Annotated in this window: 22 protein-coding genes and 1 tRNA gene; 13 read left to right on the forward strand and 10 right to left on the reverse strand. The window is 61.8% G+C overall.

Annotation, left to right across the window (positions count from 1 at the left end):
• Nucleotides 1-56: 56 nt before the first annotated feature.
• Nucleotides 57-557, reverse strand: a complete 501-nt coding sequence (locus tag EWM63_RS20385; RefSeq protein ID WP_165390873.1) for a GNAT family N-acetyltransferase — start codon at nucleotides 555-557, stop codon at nucleotides 57-59.
• Between the two features lie 118 nt (nucleotides 558-675).
• Here EWM63_RS20385 and EWM63_RS20390 point away from each other — a divergent pair, with 118 nt between their 5' ends.
• Nucleotides 676-1,287, forward strand: coding sequence for a TetR/AcrR family transcriptional regulator (locus EWM63_RS20390; RefSeq protein ID WP_130188172.1), 612 nt, complete (start codon nucleotides 676-678; stop codon nucleotides 1,285-1,287).
• Between the two features lie 19 nt (nucleotides 1,288-1,306).
• On the forward strand, nucleotides 1,307-2,014 hold the full coding sequence (locus EWM63_RS20395; RefSeq protein ID WP_130188173.1) for a fumarylacetoacetate hydrolase family protein: 708 nt from the start codon (nucleotides 1,307-1,309) through the stop codon (nucleotides 2,012-2,014).
• Here the strand turns inward: EWM63_RS20395 and EWM63_RS20400 are convergent.
• Nucleotides 2,011-2,853: an SIR2 family NAD-dependent protein deacylase gene (locus EWM63_RS20400; RefSeq protein ID WP_130188174.1), complete on the reverse strand. Its 843-nt coding sequence runs from the start codon at nucleotides 2,851-2,853 to the stop codon at nucleotides 2,011-2,013. The two genes, EWM63_RS20395 and EWM63_RS20400, sit on opposite strands and share 4 nt — an antisense overlap.
• A 124-nt stretch (nucleotides 2,854-2,977) precedes the next feature.
• On the opposite strand from EWM63_RS20400, the gene EWM63_RS20405 reads away from it, so the two are divergent.
• Both EWM63_RS20405 and EWM63_RS20410 read left to right on the forward strand, forming a co-directional pair.
• Nucleotides 2,978-3,054: transfer RNA gene (locus EWM63_RS20405), tRNA-Pro, on the forward strand.
• Between the two features lie 269 nt (nucleotides 3,055-3,323).
• Nucleotides 3,324-3,680 (forward strand): hypothetical protein, encoded by a 357-nt coding sequence (locus EWM63_RS20410; protein ID WP_130188175.1) that lies wholly within the window; start codon nucleotides 3,324-3,326, stop codon nucleotides 3,678-3,680.
• 279 nt (nucleotides 3,681-3,959) lie between these two features.
• Here the strand turns inward: EWM63_RS20410 and EWM63_RS20415 are convergent, their stop codons facing one another.
• Complete coding sequence (locus tag EWM63_RS20415; protein WP_165390874.1) at nucleotides 3,960-5,696, reverse strand: class I SAM-dependent methyltransferase; 1,737 nt, start codon at nucleotides 5,694-5,696, stop codon at nucleotides 3,960-3,962.
• A gap of 260 nt (nucleotides 5,697-5,956) precedes the next feature.
• On the opposite strand from EWM63_RS20415, the gene EWM63_RS20420 reads away from it, so the two are divergent.
• The 6 genes from EWM63_RS20420 (at nucleotide 5,957) to EWM63_RS20445 (ending at nucleotide 9,959) form a co-directional block, all read left to right on the forward strand.
• Complete coding sequence (locus EWM63_RS20420; RefSeq protein WP_130188177.1) at nucleotides 5,957-7,375, forward strand: DUF6861 domain-containing protein; 1,419 nt, start codon at nucleotides 5,957-5,959, stop codon at nucleotides 7,373-7,375.
• Nucleotides 7,376-7,387: 12 nt separating this feature from the next.
• Nucleotides 7,388-7,783, forward strand: coding sequence for a hypothetical protein (locus EWM63_RS20425; protein WP_130188178.1), 396 nt, complete (start codon nucleotides 7,388-7,390; stop codon nucleotides 7,781-7,783).
• Nucleotides 7,784-7,898: 115 nt separating this feature from the next.
• Entirely contained in the window at nucleotides 7,899-8,147 is a 249-nt protein-coding gene (locus tag EWM63_RS20430; protein ID WP_130188179.1) for a hypothetical protein, read from the forward strand.
• A 215-nt stretch (nucleotides 8,148-8,362) separates the two neighbouring features.
• Nucleotides 8,363-8,656, forward strand: coding sequence for a hypothetical protein (locus tag EWM63_RS20435; RefSeq protein WP_130188180.1), 294 nt, complete (start codon nucleotides 8,363-8,365; stop codon nucleotides 8,654-8,656).
• Between the two features lie 261 nt (nucleotides 8,657-8,917).
• Nucleotides 8,918-9,325 (forward strand): hypothetical protein, encoded by a 408-nt coding sequence (locus EWM63_RS20440; protein ID WP_130188181.1) that lies wholly within the window; start codon nucleotides 8,918-8,920, stop codon nucleotides 9,323-9,325.
• A gap of 178 nt (nucleotides 9,326-9,503) precedes the next feature.
• Complete coding sequence (locus EWM63_RS20445) at nucleotides 9,504-9,959, forward strand: hypothetical protein (protein ID WP_130188182.1); 456 nt, start codon at nucleotides 9,504-9,506, stop codon at nucleotides 9,957-9,959.
• A 57-nt stretch (nucleotides 9,960-10,016) separates the two neighbouring features.
• Here the strand turns inward: EWM63_RS20445 and EWM63_RS20450 are convergent, their stop codons facing one another.
• The 5 genes from EWM63_RS20450 to EWM63_RS20470 all read right to left on the reverse strand — a co-directional run bounded on the left by EWM63_RS20450 (nucleotide 10,017) and on the right by EWM63_RS20470 (nucleotide 15,011).
• Nucleotides 10,017-10,304 carry a hypothetical protein gene (locus EWM63_RS20450; RefSeq protein WP_130188183.1) on the reverse strand — a complete coding sequence of 96 codons (288 nt, stop codon included), beginning with the start codon at nucleotides 10,302-10,304 and terminating at the stop codon, nucleotides 10,017-10,019.
• 16 nt (nucleotides 10,305-10,320) lie between these two features.
• Entirely contained in the window at nucleotides 10,321-11,823 is a 1,503-nt protein-coding gene (locus EWM63_RS20455) for a PepSY domain-containing protein (RefSeq protein ID WP_130188184.1), read from the reverse strand.
• Nucleotides 11,824-11,845: 22 nt separating this feature from the next.
• Nucleotides 11,846-13,861 (reverse strand): TonB-dependent receptor, encoded by a 2,016-nt coding sequence (locus tag EWM63_RS20460; RefSeq protein ID WP_130188185.1) that lies wholly within the window; start codon nucleotides 13,859-13,861, stop codon nucleotides 11,846-11,848.
• 212 nt (nucleotides 13,862-14,073) lie between these two features.
• Entirely contained in the window at nucleotides 14,074-14,478 is a 405-nt protein-coding gene (locus EWM63_RS20465) for a DUF2946 domain-containing protein (RefSeq protein WP_130188186.1), read from the reverse strand.
• A 122-nt stretch (nucleotides 14,479-14,600) separates the two neighbouring features.
• Nucleotides 14,601-15,011 (reverse strand): PilZ domain-containing protein, encoded by a 411-nt coding sequence (locus EWM63_RS20470; RefSeq protein ID WP_130188187.1) that lies wholly within the window; start codon nucleotides 15,009-15,011, stop codon nucleotides 14,601-14,603.
• A 193-nt stretch (nucleotides 15,012-15,204) separates the two neighbouring features.
• Here EWM63_RS20470 and EWM63_RS20475 point away from each other — a divergent pair, with 193 nt between their 5' ends.
• Both EWM63_RS20475 and EWM63_RS20480 read left to right on the forward strand, forming a co-directional pair.
• Nucleotides 15,205-15,549 (forward strand): DUF6152 family protein, encoded by a 345-nt coding sequence (locus tag EWM63_RS20475; protein ID WP_130188188.1) that lies wholly within the window; start codon nucleotides 15,205-15,207, stop codon nucleotides 15,547-15,549.
• The gene (locus tag EWM63_RS20480; protein WP_130188189.1) at nucleotides 15,549-16,043 is read left to right on the forward strand and encodes a hypothetical protein; all 495 of its coding nucleotides are present in this window, start codon (nucleotides 15,549-15,551) and stop codon (nucleotides 16,041-16,043) included. The genes EWM63_RS20475 and EWM63_RS20480 overlap by 1 nt, the downstream gene beginning before the upstream one ends.
• On the opposite strand, the gene EWM63_RS20485 is transcribed toward EWM63_RS20480, so the two are convergent.
• Complete coding sequence (locus EWM63_RS20485; RefSeq protein WP_130188190.1) at nucleotides 16,034-16,279, reverse strand: hypothetical protein; 246 nt, start codon at nucleotides 16,277-16,279, stop codon at nucleotides 16,034-16,036. The genes EWM63_RS20480 and EWM63_RS20485 overlap by 10 nt on opposite strands.
• Before the next feature lie 91 nt (nucleotides 16,280-16,370).
• Here EWM63_RS20485 and EWM63_RS20490 point away from each other — a divergent pair, with 91 nt between their 5' ends.
• Complete coding sequence (locus EWM63_RS20490) at nucleotides 16,371-17,111, forward strand: metallophosphoesterase family protein (RefSeq protein WP_130188191.1); 741 nt, start codon at nucleotides 16,371-16,373, stop codon at nucleotides 17,109-17,111.
• Nucleotides 17,112-17,175: 64 nt separating this feature from the next.
• On the opposite strand, the gene EWM63_RS20495 is transcribed toward EWM63_RS20490, so the two are convergent.
• Complete coding sequence (locus tag EWM63_RS20495; RefSeq protein ID WP_130188192.1) at nucleotides 17,176-18,054, reverse strand: LysR family transcriptional regulator; 879 nt, start codon at nucleotides 18,052-18,054, stop codon at nucleotides 17,176-17,178.
• Between the last annotated feature and the right edge of the window lie 94 nt (nucleotides 18,055-18,148).

The following is an 18,148-nucleotide window of genomic DNA, read 5'->3' on the forward strand; positions in this document are numbered from 1 at the left end:
GTTTTCCCAGCCGACGACCACATCGGCTGAGCAGTCAATCCAGCTGACCACCAACGTCAAGTCAACAACGGCGGCATCCACTCCATGCAGAGATACAAGCCGTTTGCCCCGTTGAGCGTGAACCCGCAGCGCTGGAACAACCGTTGCGCGCGGGTACCGGGCAGCACATCGAGCCGCACTGGCACGCGCATGCGCACACCCTGCGCCTGCAGGCTGCGCAAGAGCCCCAGGCCGATACCACGGCCGCGGCATTCGGGCAGCAGGCTGATGTCGAGGATGCGGATTTCGTCGGAACCGTAGTTGACGTGGAGGGCGCCGATGGGCCGCTCGCGTTCGACAATGACGGCGGCGTCCGCATAAGGGTAGAGCGCGTGCTGCTGGGTTTGCCGCGCACGGCACTGCAGGGCCATCAGCATCGCCTCAGCGCGGGCATCGCAGGCCCCCATGCGCTGGTCGGCGGTGCGGGTGCTGGCAAACAGCAGTTCCATGAAGGCCTGGTCGGCGGCTTCCGCCGGCCGCATTTCGATCGTGCGGGAAGTCCTGGTTGACATGGTCATCCTTGCGCAAGTAGCGGTCGTAGAAAATGATAGCATCCGTGCGCGCGCACGGGCGATCCGTTTGACAAACCGGGGCCGCAAGCCAGCAGCCTAGCCGCCAGCGCCCCTGAAAGGCAGTATGAGCAATACCGAAAAACGCCATCATGACCCGGAAAAGGCGCGCCATCGGCGCCGCCAGGTGCTTGACGCTGCGGCCGCCTGCTTCGGCCGCAGCGGCTTCCATGGCGCCAGCATGGCCGAGATCTCGAAGGCCGCTGGCATGAGTGCCGGCCATATCTATAACTACTTCGACAGCAAGGACGCGATCATTGCCGCGTTCGTCGAGGAAAACGTGGAGCGCGTGTCGGCACTGATTCGCGGCTTCGAGCTGACCGACGACCCGCTGCAGGCGCTGCTGGACGAAGTGCCGCGCGCCGTGCGCGACGATCTAAAACCGGAAACGTGGATCCTGCCGCTGGAAATCACGGCCGAAGCATCGCGCAACCCGAAGATCGCCGCGGTGGCGCGCGACGCCGACCGCCGCACGCGCATCCTGCTTCGCACGATCCTGAAGACCGGGCGGGCCAGGCATGGCCTGTCCGTCGACGACGCCCTGCTCGATGCGCGGATGAACGTTATGATCACGATGTTCCAGGGCCTGCCCGTGCGCGCCGTGCACAATCCGGACATGGACCCGGACATGCTGACCGAGTCGTTCCGCCTGGCGCTGCGTGCCCTGCTGTTCAGCTGACATTCAACCGAAGGAATTCATGACCGACTTTATCTTCCCGCCGCACGAAACTGCAGCGCTGGCCATCGCCGGCACCGACGCCCGTTTCCCCGTCCGCCGCGTCTACTGCGTGGGCCGCAACTACGCCGGCCACGCCCGCGAAATGGGTTCGGACCCGAGCCGCGAACCGCCGTTCTTCTTCACCAAGCCGGGTGACGCGAACGCCGTGGTGGCGGTGGCGCCGGGCAGCACGGCCGAACTGCCGTTCCCGCCGCAGACGAACAATTTCCACCATGAGTGCGAACTGGTCGTCGCCATCGGCAAAGGCGGCGCCGACATCGCCGTCGCGGACGCGGCATCGCACATCTTCGGTTACGCGGTCGGCTTCGACATGACGCGCCGCGACCTGCAAAACAGGATGAAGGACGCCGGCCGCCCATGGGAGATCGGCAAGGCGTTCGATTTTTCCGCGCCGGTCGGCACGCTGCACCCTGCCGACACCGTGGCCGGCATCGACAACGCGGCCATCACGCTGCAGATCGATGGCGCCACGAAGCAGTCCGGCCACATCAACGAAATGATCTGGTCGATCGCCGAAACGATTGCCAACCTGTCCACCTATTTCACCCTGCAGCCCGGCGACCTGATTTTCACCGGCACGCCCGAAGGCGTGGGCGCGGTGCAGCGCGGGCAGACGCTCGTTGGCCATGTGGATGGCCTGAGCGACATCGCTGTCCGCTTCGTTTAAAGCCTCAGGCGCGCGGCGATGGCCTGCAGGCCGTCGAGCGCGCCGGCCGCCAGTCCCACATCCTGCCTTGTCGGCACCTCCTGCTCGCGTGGATTGATCCGCACGAGCCGCCCGCCGCGCTGTATCACCTGCTGGCTGAAGTGCCGCACCGATGGCACCGCCGTGCCGGCCCCCAGCTCGATGACGAGGGGCCGCTCGACCTTGTCCAGCCAGCGCTCCAGCCGCGCCGCCTGCCGCGCACTGCGGTGCTCGATCCACCCCCAGTCGCCGAACATCAGGATGTTTGGCCGCGCCATGCCGCCGCAACGGGGGCAGTGGGGCGGGTCGTTCATCAGCTTGCACGCCTGCTCGTCTACCTCGGGCTTGAACGCTTCCGCTTCCCAGATCGTATCGCCGCAGGGCTCAAGGCATTGCAGGTGATGGATCGAGCCGTGGCACTCGTAGACCTGGTTCGCGTCGAAGCCGGCTTTCTGGAACTGGCCGTCGACGTTGCTGGTAAAGACATGGCAGCCATGCGGCATGCGCTCTCCCCAGCTTTTCAGCAAATGAAAACCTGCGTGCGGGACCGTGTCCCGGTAGAGATGCAGGCGGTGGCCGTAGAAGCCCCAGGCCAGCACTGGATTCTGCTGGAACGACGACGGGGACGCGGCGGTCGTGAACGCGATGCGCGCTGCGCCAAGGGCAGGGTAGGCGCGCCAGAAGCCTTCGTTGCCCCGGAAGTCGGGCAGGCCGGAATCGACGCCCATGCCGGCGCCGGCGGCGATCAGCAAGCCGTCGGCTTGCCGCACCAGATCGGCGGCGCGGTCGAGTTGGGTGGCGTCGGGCAGGGTAGAGATCATCTCCGGATTCTAGCGTTCTCCATGCTCGCGCGGTGCCGGCAATCACTGCCGATGGGCAAGCCTGCTCTTGTGCAAAATGACATGGCAAAAACTCAAATCCCTCTGCTATAATCCGGGCTCTCGTCGGGGCGTAGCGCAGCCTGGTAGCGTACTTGCATGGGGTGCAAGGGGTCGGAGGTTCGAATCCTCTCGCCCCGACCAGAAAGAATTAACGATAGGGGCCACTCTTTGGAGTGGCCTTTGTCGTTTACAACGCCAATTGATCGTCTGGCTGGAATTCTTGTGCTCTTCCACGTCGCAGCGGGTTCTCGCACACATACTCTGGTACATCTCTCTAGTCACAGAACTATTTTATTGTTACTGAGGTAATAGTTGTTGTATTATGATATCTATTCCTCATTTAGGACATGCAACTCACGTCTGAATGAGTGCTGAAATTTCAGAGAAATCGGACGATGCAGAAGGTAGTCATGAAATCGAAGTTACAGATACTTCTGCTTGTATGGTTTGCATTGCAAGGGCTGGTAAACGGAATTCTAATCTCACGCGACATTCCTCAACCTTTATGGTGGAGTGTCGGCTCCGCACTGTTCAATAGCGTGGCAATTTTCTATTGGTACCGTGCAGACAGTGACCACCAGGGATTCAAGCGCACGTTCTTGATGAACGTAGCTGTTGTTGTGTTTTCAATGTTTGCCATTCCCTTCTATATAATTCGTAGCAATGCGCGTGGCCGGCGCTTGCGCGCACTGGGGCGAATGCTTGGATATTACGGCTTTGCGTGCGTTGCGTGGCTGGTTGGCGGGCTGGCGAGCTTCTTGGTGTGATCGGCCTCTGTCTACGGCATTCGCAATGGCGCTGAAAAAATCGGCGTCAGTGTGGTTTGCTGTAAATAGCCTGCGTTAAGATGTATTCCCATCACTTGGGCCGATCTAATCGAGCATAATTCTCTGATGAAGCATGCGAATTTCTAGAATCATATTGGTCAAACGCGCCGCACGAGGCTGGGTGATCCGGTCGTCAGGCCTCTACTGAACAAACTGGAAACAGATTGCATCCCCAGACGTGTCGTGTGGGAATTGATTCTCGTGGGCCCGGGTCCACGATTATTTGGTCCTGGCAGCGGTCCGCTGCATTCCTGCCGCTGCAACTAGCTCCCAATCGCATAACCCCTGGTCCCGACCCAGCCTGACCCGATGCAGCTTCATCGCATCGATCACATCCGTAGTGCCCGGGTTATCAACTAGCAGTGGCAAGGTCTGCGCGGCTTCGAGAAAGAAGTATCGAGTTGGTTCGTCGCCCTGATCGAGGAACGCATTGGACCACCAGTCGACGATCCGCTCGCTGGCCTTGTCCAGGGCCCCCTGTGTGACGAGCCGGTTGGATTTCTGGATATTGATCTGGCGTGCGGCGGGCATGAGGTTCCATGCATCGCCGCAAGGCCACGCTGCGAACGGAAAACAGTGGTCGACATCGTATGCGCCGTTCAGGCGCGCACCCGACCACACACAATACACCGGCTTGCCCGCCGCGCGCAGGCGGTCGACCGCGGCCCGGGCAAAGCCGGTATCGCGGACCGGATCCGCCCAGGCGAGCAGCCGATGCGCCAGCATGCGCACGTCCGGCTGGCGGTTGGCGGAATAGCCTTCGATCAACCGCACCCATTCGGCCACCAGCACAGGCTCGATCCACACGTTGTAGTGGCTCAGGGCCTGCCAGATCTCCAGCGGCACGCGAAAGTCGCCAAAGCTCCACAGGAACGCTTCGTCGATCACCAGTTCTGGCGGCGTGGAAGCCTGGCGGCGCCGGACGATGTCGAAAATCGGATTGCCGCCAGAGGGCCAGCGCAGGTATTTCGCCGGCATGTCGCGAATGATTTGCGAGATTTCGGACAGGCTCCGATGCAGGTGCCACGCCAGGTCTCCCGTGAACCGCGAGCCTGTGCGTAGTTCGACCGCCGCGATGGGGCGCAGGGCATGAAAATTGTCCGTCGTGAAGCCCGGGCCCGTGCCCAGCCGCGATGCCGGCATCTGCGGCAGCCCGCTTTCGATCAGCGGCTTATACATGCGCAGCCAGAACAGCGAAACAAGACCCAAGGGCACCACCACCGATTCCGCTTCATGACGGGCGAGACCCGCAGCGGTGTCGGCGATCCGGGCGATCACGCGCAGCAGCGCGATCTTGTACGTGGACGCCTTCTCGTCCATCAGGATCAGGTGGCGCAACAGGGGCAGGGCGCCGAGACCGTCGTCGGGAAGCCCCAGCACGACGTTCGTCCACGGGACCTCGACGCGGCCCAGTTTGTCCGCGCTGTCGGTGGCGCGCACGATGCGCAACCCGAATTGCTGGGCAAGTGCCGATAACTCCTGCAGCGACACCTCGTGCATCGCCCGCTCCATGTCGGGCGCGCCGAGCCTGAGGCTGATCGCGATGCGGCCGTTGGGGGCGAGCAGCGTGGCCAGCTTGCGCAATGAGCGCTGGCGGTCCGCCGGCGGAATGTGCATCCACACAGCGGACAGCAAGATAAGGTCGAACCGCAGATTCAGCCGTGGCACTTTGACGAGGTCCGGCAGGCTGTCGGACAGCCAGCGGATCCTGTCGGACGGATGCAGTTCCAGCGCCTGCGCGAGCATGGCGTCCGAAGGATCGACGGCAACGACCTCATATCCGTTCGCCGCGAACCACGCGGCATCGCGGCCGGAGCCAGTGCCCACGTCGAGCACCATTCCTCCCGGCGGTGGAAGCAGGTCCAGCAAGCTGGCATGTACCTCGTTGAAATTCAATGACTCGTACTGGGCCGCCAATCGGGCCGCATGTTTCTCGTAGAAAGGGATCGATGTCATCAGCAGGTCGCTTGTGTTGACTGACGAGGAATTGTAGTCCTGCCCGTGCGACCGCGGGTAAACAGGAATGCAAATGATGAAGTACTTGTTCCTGACAGGAGGCGCTGGCTGCCGATATCGATGCATGCAAAACGCATCCAGGCTCTGCCCTAATTGCGATCATGATGTTATTATTTTTATGATAAGTACCTCGGCTCAGCGCTAACGGGCCGCTATTGCACTCTCATGGTCAGCTGACGCGAATAATCGAGGAGCAGGGCTTGGCACTGAACAATAAAGAAGAAGTACACTTCTGGCGGGAACTGGAGCGGGTCGAACAATGGCTGAGTACAGGCGCCGGCGCTGCCGCCGGCCGCATCTATGACACCATGGGCCGGCCCGGCGAACAAACCTTCGCTAACTATGGCAACGAACTGGTGGCCAGCGTCGCCCGGGTCGAGCGAGTACGGCAGGCACTCGACCAATCCGGGTCGATGGCGAAACGGCTAGCGATGCAACAGCTGTCCGGTATCGGTCTTGACGATGTCTGGGACATCCTGCTTGCCGCATGCAAGGAAATCGCGCTGTATTATGGCGGCGCTGTCGTTACTGGTGCCGTCGTCGGCGGTGCGATCGGCAGCCTGGCTTTTGGTGCCGGCGCCATACCGGGTGCCGTGGTTGGTGGCGCAGCCGGTTCGCAGGTCGGTATCTGGGTGCTGACACTGCTGGGACTGAAAGAATTGGTCGTAGGCCTCGGTACCATGTTTCCAGCCGCGATGGAGCATTACGTGCGTGGCTTTCGCGAAGCGTGGGGCACCGTGCCTGATAACAAGAGCGATTTCGGAAATAGTGCCGCTCTGTCCTCCGGCAGCATCTCCGCCGGTGCGTGGCACATGGGGCAGGGCCATGTCATTCTCGTCACCGCAATCCTGACTGCGGTGGTGGCGTATCTCACGCGAGGTGGAGGGACTACTGCATCGCTGGCGCAGATGGCCCGGCAGAGCCGACAGCTAGGGGCGAAGTTTGCGAATTGGGCGGTGAAGAATGAGGGGAGACTGCTGGCTCATCCGCAGTTGCAGAGTCGGCCGAATAATTCGGTTGCAATGGCGATGGAGGAAGTACCGCCAAAGAGTAGGCATGGTGCGTCTGGCGCGAATGGCAGCAAGGAGGTCAAGGCTGCGGGGGCAAACAGGCCCGCACTGTCATTCGAGGATGCTTTGGTAGTGCGAGGAGATGCTTCCCGCGCTCAGATCGTCCAAACAATCGGTGATGCGGCCCAGCCGTCGCTTAAGGAAATATTACGACTCGACCCAAATGCACGCGTTGGCTTTAGGGGAAGTCTTGTGGATGGGTTGAAGAATGATACAAAGCGTGGCGTCCACGGCGAACGCGTTGCATTTGATGGCAATGTCGCCACGAAAGATGGCAAGCCGTACACGGGGCCGCAAGGCTACGACGCTGATTTCTTTGTCGTGAGCGATGATTTGGCCGCTCAGTTTTCGAAAAAAACCTTTTTCAAGGACATTACTAAGCTGGACGCATCATTGAAAACTACCTTCAATGAATTTGGAACTGCTATGCAGCGCAGCTCCGTACTTGGCGGGATGAAGACAGAAATCCCGACATTCCGGGTCTACAGCACGGCTGAAATGGCGAAGAAAACGGGTTCTCAATACTACTTCTTGACACCTGGACAATAATGGATGAGGTTTATGAAAAACATACTAGCTGAAGTGGAAATTTCAAGTGCAATGCCGCTCGATGAAACGGCGGAGAAGCTGGGAGAAGTCCTAGGCGGAATAATATTCGAACGGGAAGAAACAGGGCGTTTTGAAGAAGTCCCTGCTTTCGTTGCAAAGGATGATAAATCTGGTGTGACTTTCGTATTGTTCGGAATACCTGATGGCGAAATTTGTGATGCCTACACTTTAGAGTGCTCTGCCGAAACAAATCTATCCATTCAGGGATTCAAGAACATGACATCTGGACTATTGAATCAAATTATTTCTGAGAAGGAGGTTAACTCAAGAGGATATTTTGATTATTCGGATGAATTGGCACAGGCCCTGACTGGCAAGGGAATCATGTCTTTGAAATCATCCCCGTAACCTGTAAGGGCAAATAGTGTGGAACAAGTACCGCCCGCATTTAGAAAGAAAGAAGATGGACCGGCCACGATCGTAGCCCGAGACCCAGTCAACCTTGCTTCAGCATCGTTTGAATGTGATTGACCTTGACCGAAATACATTTGCTCCTGATGAAGCCGGCGCGGCGGCAGAAATGGAGCACTATCTCGGTGGTATGCTTAAGAGAACTCCGGCCGGTACCAGTGCCGATTACGTAGTTGAATCGGGAAATTTCGCAGGTATACGAATCGATTTCAAATTGACTCCCGATACGTTTGCACAAGCAGAAAAATCAATACTTATTTTGATAAGACATTTCCTAAGTTCTCGCAATCATCGCGGATAAACTAGCGACCCCGATGGGTGTTAACATGAGGCCTTTCGATACTGGCTCCTGGGGCTCCAGCATTCGGGCCGTAAAATTTTCACCGGACTTGACTTCATCGATAGATTTGCGCTTGTGCGTGAAGGGATCATGCCTTGCAAAAAGCACCCGGCGACCCGATGCCCATCCGCGAAGCCAACGCAATCCTGCACATCCGCTGAAGGTAAGAGATCGTCATGGACTTGATGATTATTAGAGATATCATGTGGTGCAACGGAAAAAACCTTGTCGGCACAGGCCCCTTACTTTTGGTCGATGTCGTTCGCCAAAGCGATGTCCAGTGGCTCTTGGGAATGAACGTTAGCATATCCGGCAAAAATGGACGGCAATCAGATGTTTTTGTAGCTGGTGTATCGGTTAGACAAACAATGAGCGGTGTGATAGAGATGAGCCTAGGACTTGAGAGCCCGGCTGGCGAATTGGATATATTGCTCGACAGCGTCGTGACCATAGACGGGCGATACCTTTGAGGGAGTAGTAAAAGGGCATTGCAGATTACCGGGTTAACCTCCCCCGGCAGTGGCTACGCTGATATCAGGTTCACGGTATCATTGGCAAGTAAGTGGAGCTGAAATGGAATTCATGAAAACTGGGTTGTAGGTTACTTTGGCTTGCCTAGCAGGTAGTACATGGACTCCCCTGAAGGCTGATGTTCAGAAAGCGAAACTAGTTCAAGGGTGCAGCGTAGCCAAGTCGTTTTTGTCAACAGCGGATGTATGATGGAGGTGCATGTGGAAAAGAAAGAATCCGGTCATGATTTTGACAATGCACTTCAATTGTTCTTGGATAGTTTTCTTGATGCTCACCCAGAGAGTACATGGCCAAGTTGGTTCAGGAAGTGTACGACGTATGGCGGGCATCGGGCAACCGGTCACTTTTCGACATTTTCCTTCACTGCTATCCCGATTTCAGCCCTTGGGCCAGGAGAATTATGTGAGGAGACTGAAGATGGTGGATATGTCCTCGCGCGAACGGCCATGGAAACCAGAGTGAAACGGTACGTTATCTCAAATGCACCTAGTGACGTTATAACCATTTTCGAAGCAAGTATTGATGTCGCTATGAAAAGAGTTTTTATCGTGCTTGATCGGAAGTTGAGCACTATCGATGGAGCCGGTCTGCTGCCTCTGCAGCGATAGGCACATTTGTGAGGTGCTGCTGCTTTGACCGCCTGCCGTATGTCACTCAAACGCCGGTTGCAGAAAACATTGGAATGCCCATGCAATCCCTCTTCAATATTGGCTGTTCCCAGCTACTAGTTGAGATCGCCGTTTCTCGATAAGGGCGAGCCTATATAAATCGACGAAAGAAGCCTCGATGAAAATTTATGTTTCAGGAAGTGAAGCTGAATCAGGGTTGATCACTTTTTCGGAAACTGATTTCGGAAGGAAAAAACAACAGGGGGGCGAGAGATTTACGGTGACAGCCTCAGTTGAAGATTTTACATGTCGATTTGAACCGCTATACGCGAGATGCATCGCGGAATTGATTCGTGATGATGAGATCACCGGAGAATTTCACCCGCCTTTTTCAGGGGCTGCGCGATACCCTGAGCTCGATGAATTCTTGGGCATGGCTCAGCATCAGCGCATGGAAATGATTGATACATATTTTGTATTTGATATTCTTCGGCTTTATATTGGTGAGGATTTGTCGGATGCGGATGTCAAGTGGAGTGTCAGCAGTCTCGATTCTTTGAGCCTGGAAGACGGGATTTTATCTCTCAGCGGACGACTCGTGAAGAAAACGCAAAGCCATGAATATCCGGAGTGATGCTGGTCTTACAGGGCAACCTCCGCGATGAATGGGCCGGCATGAGCCGGCCCGGGATCAACTTTGCTGCGTATCCGTACTCGTGCCGAGACCCTTGGCCAGCACGTCCGCCACGGTGGCATTCAAGTCCTGCCCCGTCTCGGCGGACAACGCCTGCAGCTGCTTCACCAGCTCGCTGTTAAGCTTGACCGCGAACGGCACCAGCCCGAGCGCCTGATCCCGCTTGCGCTGCTCGCGCTTGTCGACGGCGGGTGCGGCGGCATTGCCGAAACCGGCGCCGGCCGGGCCCGCTATCTTGCCCATCAGTTTCTTGGCATCGGCTTTCGCCAGGGCGGTTTTTTTCATCTTGTGATCCTTATCGTTATCGTTCTGCAGAGGGCTGCATTCTACGCGCTGGCCGCAGCCGGCGGCACGCGATGATCGTGGCGGTCACGGTGAGCGCCAATCCGCCTGCGCTGAGCAGGATGAGCACTGCAATGCGCAGCCAGTTCACGGCCAGCAGCGCCGGCAGGTCCCAGCTGTGCAGCAGGTTGAACAGCCAGCGGCCCGTGCGCTGCGACCGGTCGGTGCACAGCCCGAGCTGACCGGTGCGCAGGTCCACATGCACCCAGGTCGCCGACGGATCGGCGAACACCACGCGCAGCGCCGGCAGGCGCCGTTCGTCGGCGCCATACATCGAGGCGGCGTCGCGGGCGTAATACCACGCGTCGTAGCTGGCCAGCCGCTCGAATGACGCCACCGGATACGGCAGCACCCTGGCCGCGGCGCGGCGCAGCTTCTCCTCTGGCCAGGTGTCGGCCACCGTGAAGCTTGCACCGGCCGCGCGAACGATGCGTGTGTCGTTCGCGCCATCGCGCGCCAGGATGAACGGCTCCCCATCGAACACGCGCCATTCCAGCTCACGGGCCGCGAAGCCTTCGCGTGCAAGCAACACCAGTGCATCGGCAACCCGCAGCGGCAGGCGCAAAACCGCCGGCGTGCCGCCCTGCATCGCCGCGACCTCGGGCTTCACGCCCTTCGCATCGAAGATGCCGGCCGGGTTCATCGACATCAACCCGCTGAACACCCACGTGCACAGGATGGCGCCGAAGGCGAGGCCCAGCATGTGGTGCCAGCGCATGGCCGCGTCGCGATACGGCGTGCGCGCGCCGCTCTTGTAGCGGCCATTGAAACGCCAGCGCCAGATGCCGTTGACGATGCCGGTGACCGACGTGAACACGCCGACGGTGGAGAGGGCGATCAGCGTCCAGGTCCACACGGGATCCGTCGGCTGGTTCTTCAGCATGTACAGCCAGTGCAGCCATGCGCCGGCGAAGTTCCACCAGCGTTCCGCGCGCGGGGCATCGAGCACCACCTGGCCCGTGGTGGACGACACGTAGACGCGTGTCGAAGCCGCGTCGCCCAGTTCCACGACGTGCAGCGGCCGGTGCGGGTTCAGCCCGCGCGCGTGCGTCCAGCGGTCTTCGTACACGGAGCCTTCGTACCGCGCAGGCGCGCCAGCCGCGAAGGCGCTGGCGGCATGCACCGCCTGCGCCGGATCGACGGCGGCGTGTTCCCGGCCAGTCATGGCATCGACCGCGGTCCGGGCCCCGGTGGCGCTCTGCAGCACGTAGTACGGCGTACCACCGATCGATGTCAGCGCCAGCGCTTCCACGGCGCCCATGCGGCTGTTCTCGATCGCCAGTCCGGGATCGATGCAGCAGCCCGGCCGCGCCAGCGCGGGCAGGGGGGGCAGGCGCTCGGCCGGCGTCAGCTTCGGGTAGCCGACGAACAGCATCACCATGCCGCTGGCGAACCACAGCGCCATCAGCACGCACATGCCGATGCCTGTCCAGCGGTGGATCAGGTAGATGGCGCGTTTCATGCGACGTTACCGTTCACGCCGCTTAGAACCGGTGATCCACGATCAGGTCAACCTTGCGGTCCGGCCCGTAGAACCACTGCTGCGGCATGTAGTAGGCCGTCGTGAAGTAGCGCTTGTCGAACACGTTCGCAGCACGCAGCGTCACGCGCGTGCGCGACGTTGCCTTCCAGCGCAGCGACAGGTCGGTGACCGTGTAGGCCGGCATCGTGAGCGTGTTGGCGTTGTCGGCATGGCGCTTGCCCACGTGGCGCAGGCCGGCGCTGGCCGTCCAGGCGGGCAGGAGGTCCCAGGCCAGCCACACATTGGCCAGGCGCCGCGGCACGTCGGGCGGCGTGTTGCCGGCGCGGGAAACCGCCTTGCCACCCACCGATTCGCTGAAATCCTCGAAGCGGGCGCGCAGCAGCGAGGCATTCGCTTCGATCCGCCAGCCCGGCGCCAGCGCCGCCGCCACCGTCGCCTCGATGCCGCGCGACGAGCGCTCGCCCACCTGCAGGCTTTGCGCCGGGTTGGCCGGGTCGCGCGTGAGCAGGTTGTTCTTGGTGATGTCGTAGAGGGCGAGGGTCCATTCGCCGCCGCTCGCGAACGCATGTTTCACGCCGACTTCGAGTTGTCGGCCGCTGGCGTTGTCGAACCTGCTGTTGCTGGTCGAGAGGAATAGCAGCGCGCCGATCGGATCGGCCGCCTTCGCATATTGGCCATAGAACGCCAGCGCCGGCGTGGCCTGGTACACGGTGCCGAGGCGCCAGCCGAAGTTGGTGAACGTGCGGTCGTAGGCCTGCCACTGCGCCACCAGGTCGTCGCGGCGCAGCGCCGCGTGGTCATAGCGCAGGCCCGCCAGTACCGACCACTTCTGTGTCAATTGCAGCTTATCCTCGGCGAACAGCGCATATTGCTTTGCCTTGGTGCGGTAGCGCGGGATCGTGGGCATGGGACTGCTGAAATAGCCGGGAACGGGATCGACCAAATCCACGGAAGGCGCGCTGCCGACATACGTGTTGTTCGTGTGCGTGAACGTCGACGCGTTGATGTCGAAGCCGGCCGACACCTGGTTGTCCATGCCGAGCAGCCTGCCCTTGATGGCCATGGACGTGGTGTTTCCCGTCTGCGACTGGTCGTGGTAAATCTCCGTGGCATCGGCGCGGTCGAGCAGGCCGGTCGCCGCGTTGTAGTAATAGCCTTCCACGTCGCGCCAGTGGCGGTCGCTGCCAATGCGGTAGAAGCGGCTGCGCACGGTCGTGGCGTCGTTCGGCTGCCAGTGCACCAGCACGTCGGTCCAGCGGTCGTCGAACTGCATCACGCTGTCGGCCACGTTGTAGTTCTTCTTCGCCAGCGCGGGCACCGGCTGGCCATCGACGAGCGGCGTGCCGAAGTAGCGCATGGGTTCCTGCCTGCCACGTGCGGTACTAACGCGGATGTTCAGTTCCGGCGACACGTCGAACCGCAGCGCGGCGGAGATGGCGCGGTTGCTGTGTTCGCCCATGTCCACCCAGCCGTCGGCGCGCTCCATGCTGGCGTCGATCCGGTACGACCAGCGTTCGTCGATGGCGCCGCCGCTGCCGAAGGCCGCGCGGCGGCTGTGTTCATTGCCGATGCCCAGCTGCAGCTCGTGTTCCGGTGCGCCGCGGGTCGGCTGCTTCGGCACCACGTTGATCGCGCCGCCGATCGCGCCATCGCCATGGATGACGGAGGCCGGGCCACGCAGCACCTCGATGCGCTCGACCGACCAGGTGTCGAACGGGAATGTCAGTCCGGCGCCGCCATACTGGCGCATGCCATCGTACAACCGCATGACGGATGTTGTGTCCGTGAAGCCGCGCGCCGCCACGGACGAATTGCCGTTGCCGGGGTGCGGCATGGCGCTGACGCCGGGCGCGCGGGTGATGGCGTCGAGCAGGTTGACGTCGCCCCGTTCTTCGAGCTGGCGGCGCGTGATGATGTCGATGCTGGCCGGCGTGTCGAAGCGGCTCAGGCCGAGGTTCGAGCCGGCGGACGCCTGCGCGTCCAGGCCCCCGTTGTCGGCGCGTGCGGTAACGAGCACGGTGGGCAGCGTAGCGTCCTGCGCGGTGGCGGCGCCGGGCAGGGCGATGATCGCCAGCAGGCAACAAGGGATCGTGTGATACGGGAAAAGACGGGGCGCGCCGGCACCGGCGCGATGGTTGCGAAGTTCATGTGGGTTTTGCTGTCAATGACCGGTTGCCGCAAGTGGCGGCAGGACTCGGCGGCCATGGGCCGCCGCAGGCGTTGGATCGATCAGGCCAGCAGGGGTGGGCCGCGCGGCTGGGCGGCGGCCCAGGTGAACAGCGGAGTAGGGGAGTGGTAGAACAGTGGCGGTCGCGGCGCGGCGATCTCGCCCGGTGCAACGGCAAGCACCGTGCCGGGCAATGCCGGCGTGTCGGCCTGGAGCCGGCACCAGGCGCAGTCATCCATGTGACCCATGCGCTTGTCGTCCGGCTCGACCATGCCCGCGGCAGCCATGGCGGCATCGCTCATGGCCGCATAATTCATGCCGCTGGGCGCGCAGATCTCGGCCATCATGATGTTCCCGGCCCGGTCGCTCGCCAGTGCGCGCGAGACCGATGGCATCAATGCGGCTGCCAGGACGGCGATGAAAGCCAGCCAGGTGAAGCATGCGCGCCATTGTCGGGTCTTGAACATGCGGGCATTCTAGCAGCGCGGCGGGATCGTCGCGCGGCAGTCGTGCAGGCGCGTGCTCAGGCCTCGTGCGACTGCCGGCCCATCGCCAGCGCCACGGCGACGCCCAGCGCGCACGGATACGCTCACCTGTTCTCTTCTCCTGTCATGGGACGTTGTGCCGCGGCGGCCTGTTCATCGTGCTTCAATTCATCCCACTTGCTGCTCGTGACGTAATCGACGATCTGCGCGACGGTAGGCTCCGGCAAGGCATGAAAGCGTGCGCCGTGGCGGTACCTGCCGCCTTCGGTCACCCGGCTGTACACGACCTCGACGGGCGACACATGTTCCACGGCGCAGCCTGGGAAACAGAAATGCAGCGTGTACGCCTGGCCGGCCTGCAGCGCGGCCCCGGTGACGAAGCCGACACCCATCCGCGCGATATCGACGATCTGCACCGGCAGGTGCGCGGTGCCCGCGCCGGCGGTGAGGAATGCGTCGACCTTGAGCAGCCTGCGAACATGGGCGCGCCTTGATTCATTGAGGTCGGTGGACATACGGTCTCGGGGTGTTGGTGAATGCTTGCCAACTGGCACGATCGATTGTGCCAGAATTCGTCGCCCGGCACGGTCGAACGCGTGATGGCGAATTTTCGGCGCACGGCAGATGATGCTTGCTTTTTGTATGATGCTTGCTCTTTCACACCGTTCGGCTAAAGTGCTCGCATCCCCCTTGACAGGAGTGTGACCGATGAAACGTGTTCTCGCTGTCCTCCTCACCCTTGGTGCCGCCGCCACCGCCTTTGCCCATCACGGCTGGAGCGAATACAACGCCGACAAGCCGCTGACCCTGACGGGCACGATCACCGAAAGCGGCTATTCGCAGCCGCATGGCCACGTATCGCTGAAAACGGCCGACAAGACGTGGCATGTGGTGCTGGCGCCACCGTCGCGAATGGAAAGCCGTGGCTTGCCGAAGGAAGCGCTCGCATCGGGTGGCCAGGTGACGGTGCTGGGCTACCCGCACCGCAGCAAGGCCGATGAACTGCGGGCCGAGCGCATCACGGTCAAGGACAAGACGACCGAACTGCGCTGATGGAGGCGGGCTGGCTGTCGGTTCTCGCCGGCTGGCTGGCCGCCACGCCCGTGGCGGCAGCCATGCGCGACGGCGTGTGGCTGTACCCGGTCGTCGAGACCGTGCACATCGCCGGTTTCGCGATCCTCGTGGGCGCCGTGGTCCTGTTCGACCTGCGCGTGCTGGGCTGTGCGCGCAACCTGTCCGTGCGGGCGCTGGGGGCGCACCTGTTGCCGTGGGCGGCGGCCAGCCTGCTGCTGATCGTGCCGGCCGGCCTGCTGCTGTTCGCCAGTCAGCCCCGCGACTTTCTTGCCAATCCCGTGTTCGCATTGAAGCTGGCGCTGATCGCACTGGCGGGCGTGAATGCCCTTGTATTCCACATCGGCGTCTACCGCGGCGTGTCCGCGTGGGACGTGGCAATGCCCGCGCCGGCGGGCGCGCAAGCGCACGCGGCCCTGTCGATGCTGGTGTGGTTTGCCGTGATCGCCTGCGGCCGGTTGCTGGCCTATACCTGAGGGTTGCCCTGTCCGGAACCGGCCAGTTTCTTGTCGAGGTATGCGCGGGCGATCCGGGCGCCGCCCTCGGCCGCCGCGGCCTGGGTGGCGAATCCCTGATCGGCAGGAAAGCGGTCTTGCCAGGTATCCACGTGCCCCTTGATGATGATCGTGCACAGCCACTGGTGGCCATGCACCGCTGTCGTGTCTTCGTATTCCTCGGTGCGGATGGTGTAACCCAGGTATTCGAATTCCATCGTCGGTTCCTTTGTGAAAAGCGCAATGTAGCATCGCGCTTCGCGGGGCGCCGCGCGCTTATACTGGCCGCCAACCACACAGGAGAAAACCATGAAAATCGCGGCAATCTCGGATATCCACGGCAATCTCGGCGCACTGGAAGCGGTGCTGGCCGATATCGAACGGCGCGGCGCGACCGTGACGGTGAACCTGGGCGATATCGTGTCCGGCCCGCTGCAGCCGCGCGAAACGGCCGAGCGCCTGATGGCGCTGGACATGCCGACGATCGCCGGCAACCACGAGCGCCAGGTGCTGATGCACGTGCCGGAAAAGATGGGCGCTTCGGACCGTTATGCCCACGAGCAGATCACCGAGGTGCAGCGCGCCTGGCTCCATTCGCTGCCCGCCACGCTGCGGCTCACGGATGACGTGCTGCTGGTGCATGGCACGCCAACGTCGGACATCGTGTACTGGACGGATACGGTGCTCGAGACGGGCCGCCGCCCGGCCACCTACGACGAAGTGCGGGAGCGCGCCGGCAATGCGAGCGCATCGCTGATCCTGTGCGGCCATACCCATGGCCCGCGCAGCGTGCTGCTCGACGATGGCCGGCTGGTCGTCAACCCCGGCAGCGTTGGCCTGCAGGCCTATAACGACGACAGGGGCTTCCCCAACAAGGCTGAAAACCTGACGCCGCATGCGCGCTATGCGATCGTCGAACGCACGCCGGCCGGCTGGCAGGTCGAACACATCGCCGTGCCCTATGACTACGAGTTTGCCGCGCTGCTGGCCGAGAACAATGGCCGGCCGGACTGGGGCCACGCACTGCGCACGGGGCGCATGCCGGCGTAAGTGCAGGCCGAATACTGCGGCGTAAAAACTTCCAGCAGACCCGCGCGGGCATGAAAGCGCGGCGCTAGCCGAGGACCTCGGCTGAAACTTCCAGCCATGCCCTTGCAGCATGCGAGAGATAGCGGCCGTTGCACACGTGGGCCACCTGCCACGGCAGTTCCGGCTCGACGATGCGCACGGCCTGCAGCGATTCGTCGGCCAGCCGGTCGATGAATGGTTCCGGCAGCAGGGCCACGCCAATGCCGGCGGAGGCCATTTCCACCAGCCAGTCCCACTGGCCGCTCTGCGCGGCCACGGTCGGTTCGAAGCCGGCCTGCGCGAAGGCCCGGCGCAGCGTGCGGGTCAGCGCGAAGTCGTCGGTCAGCAGCACCAGCGGCAAGTCCTTCAGGGCGGACAGTTTCAGCGTGCGCCGCTGGCGCTGGAACGTGCCGCTGGCCGCCAGTGCCCAGATCGGGTAACTGGCCACGGGCAGCGTGTCGACGGACAAGCCGGCATCGGCCGGCAGCACCGTCATGCCGATCTCCAGCTCGCCATTCGCCACCAGCCGCTCGACACCGGGGCCGGTTTCCTCGCGCAGCACGAGGGCGATGTCCGGATGACGCTCGCGGAAGGCTTTCAGGACCGGCGTGAACAGCAGGTTGATCATCGGCGGGATGCCCACGGTGAGTGTGCCGCGGCGCACGGCCTGCACGTCGCGCACCTCGGCCGCCAGCGTGCGCATCGTGGCCAGCATTTCCTGGCCGCGCCCGTAGACGACGCGGCCCGTATCGGTCAACCCCAGCCGGCGGCCGTCGCGCACGAACAGCGGCGTGCCCAGTTCTTCCTCCAGCTGGTGCACCATCTTGCTGATCGTCGACTGCGTCACGTGCAGCAGCTCGGCCGCCTGGGTAAAGCTGGACAGGCGGGCGGTTTCAACGAAGTAGCGCAGGGAGCGGATATCCATGAAAAGAGGGTGCGCAAGCACCATGAATTTTGCGAATGGAAGCCGTGAATATAAGTCATATTCTCCATGAATGGCGACCCTATACTCCGCTGAT

Origin of the sequence: Pseudoduganella lutea (genome assembly GCF_004209755.1) — a bacterium.
Lineage (GTDB): Bacteria > Pseudomonadota > Gammaproteobacteria > Burkholderiales > Burkholderiaceae_D > Rugamonas > Rugamonas lutea.